We start from the raw sequence: 4,926 nt of genomic DNA, 5'->3' as shown, positions 1-4,926 counted from the left end.
TTAAAATACTGGGCAATAAAAAGCTATGGATCTAAATCAATTAGAAATTAAAAAATGCAAAAACTGACTTAAAGGGTGAGTAGATTTTTACTGCATAGAATCGTATTAACGTTCGTTAATTAAATAGTTGGTTAAAAAGTTATTTGGTTAGTGAATTATTTCTTAAATATATAAAGGCAGAACAAAATTMCCATCCTGTACTATCCTGTCTTCTTACTATAAAATATTATCATAAAAAGATAATATCGATCTTCAGCATACCTAAATCGTTTTAAGCAAGCCTTAATGCCTTTAAAAAAAATTAAACAACAGCGTTAATGATCAAAAAAAACATTAACAGTACAACAAATAATACAAAATATGAGGACTATCCTGCAATTCGCAGTAGCATGTAATGTTGTTTAGTTTAAAGTTATTTGATATTCATCCATCCTTCCGGGATAGCAATCACACAGATATTCATGGATCGGTTGTCTTCAGATAACATCGCTGACTGGATTTCGATTTTTTTACCATCAGGGCTCATGGTAGGATGCGGATGATCTGCCGCTGTTTGCTTATGCCCTGCCGAGAGCAGTTTCATTTCATGTGTTTTCCTATTAATCAGATAAATGCTTCTCGAAAAATCGTCGCCTACGGCCCACTTTCCGTCTGGAGAACCGCTTACATGCCAAAGCCCGCTGCCCGTTGGCGTTTGTCCTTCAATTCTCATTTCCCTTGTTCTTAAATTTACAATGGCCAGCCCGGTAGGTTTTTCGCGGGTGCCTGATGGTCCCCAGGCATTTTCTTGCCCGGGATTGGCACCGTTCACTTCAGTTTGGGGGGCAGATACAGCACCGGTTCCAGGTATAGGCCTGTGCCCCATAATGGCCATGGCTACCTCATCACGCGAAATTATGGCTTCATGGGTAACCCATTCATAATCGGCTTCTGGATATAGTGGCCGTAAGCCTGTTCCATCAGCCAATACGGTCCAGGTTCGCTGTGGGGATTTACCTCCGGTTTCCCAGCAAAAAACAATTTCGCCGGCAAGCCAAGGATTGGTCTGTATATGCCCTATCTGAAAAGGAACCGAAATTACATATTTGATTTCGCCGGTATGGATATTCATCCCTGCTATACCCGATGGGCCAGCGCCCATTTTCCGCGGCCCAAAGTTTGGTTCCAGTTTAATTCCTGCTGCAAGATGTTTAGCCGCTTCTTCTTTACCCACCCTGAAATAGGCCCAGTTTTCGTCGCCATCAAGCGCCATATCGCCACCAGCACCAATTTCTTCGGGGGTGGTTCCACAAACACGCTCATAAGTTGATACAGGTTTCATTTTACCAGATTTACTATCTGCAAATACCTTAGCCAGATCCACCTCTATAATTTTTACTGCGCCTCCTATGCGTTTGCCCGAATCAATATTCCGCATAAAATATAGTTTCATCGATTTTCTGGCCACATTCAACATTCCGGTATAGCCACCTTCGGTAACCTGAACAAGATCTCCCGTCTGCTCATTTACCGCCATTGCTTCTCCTTTAACCCTGCCCGATCGGAATATCAGCCATCGTCCATCAGCAGTCCATTGGTTATGTGTCTGATAAATTTTCGAATCTCCTGCGGGCCTACTGGTTAAAAAAGTAAGTACAACACCCGTAACGGGATCTTTAACAACTTTTCTTTCCGAAGGAAAACGTTTACCTATCTGTGCGTAGCCAGCGTGATGGTTAAATACTAAAATGCAGGTAAAAACGGCAATAATAAATGAACAGGGTATATATTTCATCTTTATTTTGGTTAAATGCGGTGTTGATTATTTATACATCTGTACCGAACTATCGTTTATTACGAAAGGATGCTCTTGTAACAAACGATAAGTTTCTGCTCCTGCTAAAAGCACCGGACCATAGCTATGTGCAGCAAAAACATTTACAGGCCTGTAATAGTAAAACGCAGGATCGAAACCCATGCCCGTACCCACACATGTACCTTCTACCTGACCGTTTGCATTTATTTTAGTACTCACGGCATTCCAGGCCAACAGCGCCATAGGACCATAAGCTTTGGCATCAAGCCAGCCTTTGTTTACTGCGCGGGCAATGCAATAACTATAAATAGCGGTAGCTGATGTTTCCAAATAAGAATCGTTACGATCCAAAAGCTGATGCCAAAAACCTGTTCCATCCTGTAAAGCTGCCAAACCTTTTACATGTGCTTTTAACATTTGCAAGATATAGGATCTACCTGGATGGTTTACAGGCAAGGCATCCAGCAGTTCTATTTTGGTCATAAGTGCCCAGCCATTTGCCCTCGCCCAATGAAACTGCGGATGAGGATCCATATCCTGGACCCAACCATGCATATACAATCCTTTTTCTGGATTAAACATCCGTTCGGCAAACAATCTGTATTGTTTCACCGCTTCGTCAAAATATTTCGTATCACCAGTTAGTACGCCCATCTGGGCAATTGCCGGCAGGCTCATGTAGAGATCATCAAGCCATAACGTATTGGGTTGCGGCCTGTTCCTGGCCAATGTACCGTCTTTCAAACGGAACTCTTTGGTCATGATGTAATTTAAATAATGATCAATAACCGGGCGGAGATCGGCTTTCACTTCTCCTGTTCGCTGCGCCTTAATCATTGCAGCAGCAATAGAACCTGCATCATCCAGTGCATGTGGATCTATTACCGAACGAACCGGTGTTACTGCCCCTTTATTTGTTTTTAAATATTTTTGATATGCAGAAACAACATTTGCCAAAAAACTAACCCGCTTAACGGTATAATCTTTAAATTTTTGATCTCCTGTTGCAGTAGCAACCTCCAGCATGCCAGTATAAGTAACACCCCATTCGTAACTCGTTAAACGATAGTCTCCAGGTTTAAATACCGAACTGGAATCTGCTTTTTTTAAATCCGAAATCACTTTTCCCGAAACCTTATCTATCAGTTCGAAAGGAGTGGTTTTATCAAGGTAGTTAAAAACGCGATCCAGCGATACTTTAATATCTGCCATTTTTGTTYCACCATAAGGTGTAACATAGGCCGGTTTTAACAGATGTAGCGGCGCGGTAACATCATTCCCTTTATGTTCTACATATTGAGCAAAAGCAGGCACACCGGCGCATATCGTAATACAAAAGAATAATATTTTAGATCCCGAAGTTTTAATCGGATTGGTAAAAACAAACATAATAGATGGCTTAAACTATATCATTGCTCCCAAATGGGGACAAAACATATAGGGGTTTATAAATGGTTAATCAAGCCAATCTATCACATTTAAAAAAAAGAAGCGACCTGCTCTGTCCTGCTTCTTCCGTAAAGAAATTATTACAGTATTATAGCGCATGTAATTAAATAGGATTTACAACTCTAAACTTGGCGTGTATTAAACAGGCTGTACAGCTACGAGCTGCATTTCTTTTTCCTTTCCGCGAAGCTTAATTGCACCTAACATTTGCGTGGTATAACAATCTGTTAACTGTAGTTCTTCAATTAGCGCTATCGATACCAGCATCTCCTGGTTAAACTCCTTGCACATATTCTGAATTCTTGAAGTGGTATTCAGTACATCTCCAGAATAGGTAATATCGCGTTTTATAATCCCCACTTCGCCTGCTATAATCTTTCCGCAATGAATACCTGCTTTAAAAGCAGGTATTAAACCATACTTTCCAATGTACTTATCCCTCAGAAGTAACAGATGCGCTTTGATATCAAAAAAACAATTGATGCATTTATTGTTTCTTAATCCTTCATCATAACGCCAGGCAATTACCACTTCATCACCTACATATTGGTATATTTCTCCCCTATTTTCTAAAATAGGATTGGTAATATCGATAAAGATGTCTTTTAATAATTCGTGGTATTTTTTATCTCCGAGGCTTTCGGCGATGGAGGTTGATGAATTTAAGTCGAGAAACATAAATATCCTTGATTCTTCTTTAGGTGTATTGTATTTTCCACTGATAATATCCCAGAAAATACCTTGCCCAAACTTACTGTTTATCTGCAGCAGCAACTGCGTTATGGAAACCACAAAGGCCCACACCAATCCGTTTTTTAAAAATCTTTTCGAATCGCCCAGTTCATAGAGGCTCAGTATCTCGTTTACAATCAAAATAACGCCTAAAAACGATCCGGCAACAATTAAGAGGGTATAACCATAAGGCTTATCGTTATATTTTACATTTACAAAAAATACGAGCAAACTTCCTCCTAACAGTGCCCCAAACAAGCCAATAACTGCATTTAGTACAATTGAAGAAAATAAGGTATAGCCTGGTGCTGGCCCTAAAGAATTTCGGGTATGCAGCACAAGGTCCTCAAAAATGGCAATTACCATCCCAGCTGTCGTCCAAGCCAGGATAATGACCAATAACTGCTGAAGTTTCTGCTGTGTTTGCCGATTAATTTTTACTGACATCGTGATTTCTATTCAAAACGACTGATTCAATATACTTTAACTTTTACTAAAATAATGAATATAATCTTACATGTGCCCTAATAAACAATTGAAATAGCAATTACCTGCTAATACACAAAAACTGTTCGCTGCCGCACAACTACTGTTCGGAAATGAACATACCTAAACGAATAATAAGCAAAAACAACCCTTACAAAGCGATTGAGGTGACATTTGCTTTTTGGCACCCGCTTAGTTAACCACGAAACTGAATAATGTTGGTACAAGCTGATTTTAAATAGTGCACCATCATAAACTTAATAAATTTTAACATTTAAATAAAAAACACAATGAAAACTTCAATTAAAACGCTAATCGTTATTGCATTAGCAGTAATTACTTTAACGGCCGCCCTTCCAAACAACTTAAGGGCTACAGAAAAAAACACGACGATGCTTTACAAGATTCAAAACTTTAGAAGGATTGTGATAAAGGGAAATGTAGAAGTGATGTTGGTACAGCGG

Annotated in this window: 3 protein-coding genes; all 3 read right to left on the bottom strand. The window is 39.7% G+C overall.

Annotated features, from left to right (window positions below):
- Positions 1-412: 412 nt before the first annotated feature.
- The 3 genes from AC1DND_RS19470 to AC1DND_RS19460 all read right to left on the bottom strand — a co-directional run bounded on the left by AC1DND_RS19470 (position 413) and on the right by AC1DND_RS19460 (position 4,423).
- Complete coding sequence (locus AC1DND_RS19470) at positions 413-1,774, bottom strand: hypothetical protein (RefSeq protein ID WP_477584135.1); 1,362 nt, start codon at positions 1,772-1,774, stop codon at positions 413-415.
- 27 nt (positions 1,775-1,801) lie between these two features.
- Positions 1,802-3,184, bottom strand: a complete 1,383-nt coding sequence (locus tag AC1DND_RS19465) for a glycoside hydrolase family 88/105 protein (RefSeq protein WP_477584133.1) — start codon at positions 3,182-3,184, stop codon at positions 1,802-1,804.
- Between the two features lie 198 nt (positions 3,185-3,382).
- The gene (locus AC1DND_RS19460; protein WP_477584131.1) at positions 3,383-4,423 is read right to left on the bottom strand and encodes an adenylate/guanylate cyclase domain-containing protein; all 1,041 of its coding nucleotides are present in this window, start codon (positions 4,421-4,423) and stop codon (positions 3,383-3,385) included.
- Between the last annotated feature and the right edge of the window lie 503 nt (positions 4,424-4,926).

It is taken from the genome of Pedobacter sp. 01N416, from assembly GCF_056399685.1.
Note: the sequence above shows the minus strand (reverse complement) of the source record. Positions and strands in the feature narration are given on the sequence as shown.